This window comes from Streptomyces sp. SP17BM10, from assembly GCF_036322405.1.
GTDB lineage: Bacteria > Actinomycetota > Actinomycetes > Streptomycetales > Streptomycetaceae > Kitasatospora.
On record NZ_JAQYXB010000214.1, the window covers coordinates 1 to 5,201 of the forward strand.

General features: G+C 75.4%; 1 protein-coding gene. It reads left to right on the top strand.

What is annotated here, in order from left to right:
- Window positions 1-5,201 (top strand): non-ribosomal peptide synthetase (locus PUR71_RS00835; protein ID WP_329924332.1); only part of this gene is annotated, 5,201 nt, incomplete at both ends.

Consider the following 5,201-nt stretch of genomic DNA (forward strand, 5'->3'; position numbering starts at 1 on the left):
CGGCACCATCGACTACCTCGGCCGCACCGACTTCCAGGTCAAGGTCCGCGGCTTCCGCATCGAACTCGGCGAAATCGAATCCGCCCTCGCGAAGCACGACACCGTCACCCGCGCCGCCGTCGTCGTCCGCGAGGACCGCCCCGGCGTCAAGCTCATCGTCGGCTACGCCGTCCCCGCCCCCGGGGCGACCCCGGACCCGGCCGCCCTGCTGGCCCACGTCGCCGCCGAGCTGCCCGACTACATGGTCCCGGCCACGGTCGTCCTGCTCGACGCGCTGCCGCTGAACACCAACGGCAAGCTCGACCGCAAGGCCCTCCCCGCCCCCGACTTCGCCGACCGCGCGCCCGGCCGGGCCCCCGCCACCGAACGCGAGAAGCTCCTCGCCGCCCTCTTCGCCGAAGTCCTCGCACTGCCCGAGGTCGGCGCCGACGACAGCTTCTTCGCCCTCGGCGGCCACTCGCTCCTCGCCACCCGTCTGATCAGCCGGATCCGCGCCGAGCTCGACGTCGAACTGCCCGTCCGGGCCCTGTTCGAGGCGCCGACGGTGGCCGCCCTCGCCGAGCGGGTCGGCGGCGCCGACCGCGCCCGGCAGGCGCTCACCGCCCGCCCCCGGCCCGCCGCCGTCCCGCTCTCCCCCGCCCAACGGCGGCTCTGGTTCCTCGGCCGGTTCGAGGACGCGGGCGGCAACTACAACCTTCCGATGGCGATCCGGATCTCCGGCGAACTGCACGTCCCGGCGCTGCGCGCGGCCCTCGCCGACGTCGTCGCCCGGCACGAGAGCCTGCGCACCGTCTTCCCGGACACCGACGGCGACCCGCGTCAGCACGTCCTCGCCCCCGCCGAGGCCGAGCCGGCCGTCCCGGTCGTCGGCGTCACGGCGCAGGAGCTGCCCCGGGCGCTCGCCGCCACCGCCGCCCGGGACTTCGACCTCACCCGCGAGATCCCGCTGCGCGCCCGCCTGTTCGCCCTCGACGGCACCGAGTACGTGCTGCTGCTCGTGATCCACCACATCGCGGCCGACGGCTGGTCGATGGCCCCGCTCGCGCGCGACCTCTCCACCGCCTACCGCGCCCGCCGCGGCGGCGGCGCACCAGACTGGCAGCCGCTGCCCGTCCAGTACGCCGACTACACGCTGTGGCGACAGGAGGTGCTCGGCGACGAGCGGACGCCGGGCGGCGAACTCGCCCGCCAGATCGAGCACTGGCGCACCACCCTGGCCGGCCTCCCCGAGGAGCTGGCCCTGCCCACTTACCGGCCCCGCCCGCCGGAGATGAGCCACCGCGGCGGCACCGTCGACCTCGCCGTGCCCGCGGACGTCCACCGCGCGCTCGCCACCCTCGCCCAGGGCCACCGCGCCAGCGTCTTCATGGCCGCCCAAGCCGCGCTCGCCGCCCTGCTCACCCGCCTCGGCGCGGGCGAGGACGTCCCGCTCGGCACCCCGGTGGCCGGCCGCACCGACCAGGCGCTCGACGACCTCGTCGGCTTCTTCGTCAACACCCTCGTGCTGCGCACCGACACCTCCGGCGACCCGACCTTCCGCGAGCTGCTCGACCGCGTCCGCGAAGCCTCGCTGGCCGCTTACGCCCACCAGGACGTCCCGTTCGAGCAACTCGTCGAGGTGCTCAACCCGGGCCGCTCGCTGGCCCGCCACCCGCTGTTCCAGGTGATGCTGTCCTTCCAGAACACCGCCGCGGCGAGCCTCGAACTGGACGGGCTGCGCACCGCGGCCCAGCCGGTCGGCCTGCGGATGTCCAACTTCGACCTGTCCCTCGTGCTCGCCGAGCGCTTCACCCCGGACGGCACCCCGGACGGCCTCGCGGGCGGCGTCGAGTACGCCACCGACCTGTTCGACCGGGAGACCGCCCAGGACCTCGCCGACCGCTTCGTGCGGCTGCTCGCGGAGCTCGTCGCCGACCCGGACCGGCCGCTGTCCACCGTCGACCTGCTCACCGAGGAGGAGCGCCGGCGCGTGCTCGTCGAGTGGAACGACACCGCGAGCGACCACCCCACCGGCACCGTCCCCGGCCTCTTCGAGGCGGCCGCCGCCCGCACCCCCGACGCCACCGCCCTGGTCTTCCGGGACACCGCGCTCACCTTCGCCCAGCTCGACGCCTGGGCCAACCGGCTGGCCCGCCGGCTCGTCGCCGACGGCGTCCGGCCCGAGCAGGTCGTCGCGGTGAAGCTGCCGCGCTGCGCCGAGCACATCGTCGCGCTGCTCGCCGTCATGAAGGCGGGCGCCGTCTACCTGCCGGTCGACCGCGACTACCCGGCCGACCGCATCGCCTACATGACCGCCGACGCCCGCCCGGTCGCCGAACTCGCCGACCCCGCCGAGGTGCTGGCCCTCCGGGACGACGCCCGTTGGTCCGCCGCCCCGCTCACGGACGCCGAGCGCTCCGGCGCCCCGCACCCGGACAACGCCGCGTACGTCATCTACACCTCGGGCTCCACCGGCCGCCCCAAGGGCGTCACCGTGCAGCACCGCAGCGTCGTCAACCTCTACCACGACCACTTCGAGCGCCTCTACGCCCGCGAGATCGCCTCCACCGGCGGGCGCCGGCTCAAGGCCGCGCTGGCCGCGTCGTTCTCCTTCGACGCCGCCATCGACCCGCTGCTGTGGCTGCTGCGCGGCCACGAGCTGCACCTGATCGACGACGAGGCCCGGCACGACCCGGCCGCGCTCGCCGCCTACGCCCGCCGGGTCGGCGGCATCGACCACTTCGACACCACCCCCAGCCACTACCAGCAGCTCCACGAACTCGGCCTCACCACCGACGAGTCCGCCCGACCGCTGGTCGTCGCCCTCGGCGGCGAGGCGCTCGGCGAGGCCCTGCGCGCCGAACTCGCCGGCAACGAAGGCGTGGTGACGTACAACCTGTACGGGCCCACCGAGACCACCGTCGACGCCGTCGGCCAGCGGATCACCGACGCCGGCCGGGTGCTGATCGGCCGCCCGCTCGACAACTACCGGGCGTACGTGCTGGATCCGGCCCTTCGCCCGGTCGCCCCCGGCGTGCCCGGCGAGCTCTACCTGGCCGGCGCGGGCCTCGCCCGCGGCTACCTCGGGCGCCCCGGCCTGACCGCCGAACGCTTCACCGCCGACCCCTACGGCCCCGCCGGGTCGCGGATGTACCGCACCGGCGACCTCGCCCGCTGGACCCGCGACGGCCGCCTCGACTGCCTCGGCCGCGCCGACGACCAGGTCAAGGTGCGCGGTTTCCGGATCGAGCTCGGCGAGGTCACCGCCGCCCTCGAGGCCCACCCCGACGTCGCCGTCGCGGCCGTCGTCGTCCGCGAGGACCGCCCCGGCATCCGCGAACTCGTCGGCTACGCCGTCCCCGCCGCCGGGCGCGCCGTGCCCGCCGCCGAGGAACTGCGCCGCGTGCTCGGCGAGCGGCTGCCCGACTACATGGTCCCGGCCGCGATCGTCCCGCTCGACCGCCTCCCGCGCACCGTCAACGGCAAGCTCGACCGCGCCGCCCTCCCCGCCCCCGGCCCCCGCGCCGCCGGCACCGGCCGGGCGCCGCGCACCGCGCAGGAGAAGGCGCTGTGCGCGATCTACGCCGAGGTCCTCGGGCTGGAGAGCGTCTCGATCGACGACGGCTTCTTCGACCTCGGCGGCCACTCGCTGCTCGCCGTCCGGGTGGCCGGCCGGGTCCGCGCCCGACTCGGCGCCGAACTCGCCGTCCGCACCCTGTTCGAGGCGCCGACCCCGGCCGCGCTCGCCGAACGCCTCGGCGACGCCGCGAGCACCCGCCCGGCGCTCGCCGCCCGGGTGCGACCCGAGCCCGTGCCGCTGTCCGCCGCACAGCGCCGACTCTGGTTCCTCGACCGCTTCGAGGGCCCCGGCGCGACCTACAACCTGCCGATCGCCGTCCGGCTCACCGGGCCGGTCTCGGCCGACGCCCTGGCCGACGCGCTCGCCGACGTCACCGCGCGGCACGAGAGCCTGCGGACCGTCTTCCCCGACGCCGACGGGCGGCCCCGGCAGCTCATCCTGCCCGCCGACGCGGCCCGGCCGGAGCTGCTCCGCGCGCCGTACAGCGCCGAGGCGGTCGCGGCGGAGGCCGGGCGGGGCTTCGACCTCGCCCGTGAACTTCCCTTGCGGGCAGCGCTGTTCACGGAGTCCGACCAGGAGCACGTGCTGCTGGTCGTCGTCCACCACATCGCGGCGGACGGCTGGTCGATGGCGCCCCTGGCGCGCGACCTGTCCACGGCGTACGCGGCCCGACTGGGCGGCAGTGCGCCGGAGTTCACTGCGCTGCCGGTCCAGTACGCCGACTACACGCTGTGGCAGGCCGAGGTGCTCGGCGCCGAGGACGACCCGGCCGGCGAGCTCGACCGGCAGGTGGACTACTGGCGCACGGCGCTCGCCGGGCTGCCCGAGGAACTCCCCCTCCCCACCGACCGGCCCCGCCCGGCGCGCATGAGCTACCGCGGCGACACCGTCACGTTCTCCGTCCCCTCCTCCGTTCACGGCCGACTCGTCGCGCTGGCGCAGGAGACGGGCACCAGCCTGTTCATGGTCGCCCAGACGGCCCTCGCCACGCTGCTGCACCGCCTCGGCGGCGGCGAGGACATCCCGCTCGGCAGCGTCATCGCCGGTCGGACGGACGAAGCCCTGGACGACCTCGTCGGCTTCTTCGTCAACACGCTGGTGCTGCGCAACGACCTGTCGGGGCAACCCAGTTTCCGCGAACTGCTGCGCCGCGTACGAGAGACGGACCTCGCGGCGTACGCCAACCAGGACGTGCCGTTCGAGCGCCTCGTCGAGGTCCTCAACCCCGAGCGGTCGATGGCCCGGCACCCGCTGTTCCAGGTCATGCTCGCGTTCCAGAACACGGGGGCGGCGACGCTCGACCTCGCAGGGCTGCGGACGGCGCCGTACGAGGCGACGTTCGACGCGGCCAAGTTCGACCTGACGTTCCAGCTCGCGGAGTCGGAGGAGGGGTTGGCGGGGAGCGTCGAGTACGCGGTCGACCTGTTCGACCGCGCGACGGCGCAGGCCCTGGGCGCGCGGCTCGTCGCCGTACTGGAGGCCGTCGCGGCGGACCCGTCGATCCGGATCGGGGACGTGGACGTCCTCAGCGAGAGCGAGCGCGAGCTCGTCCTCGGCCAATGGGCCGGCGAGAGCGTCGAGCTGGCTCCCGCCACGTTCCACGGGCTGTTCGAGGCCGCCGCCGACGCCACCCCGGCCGCGC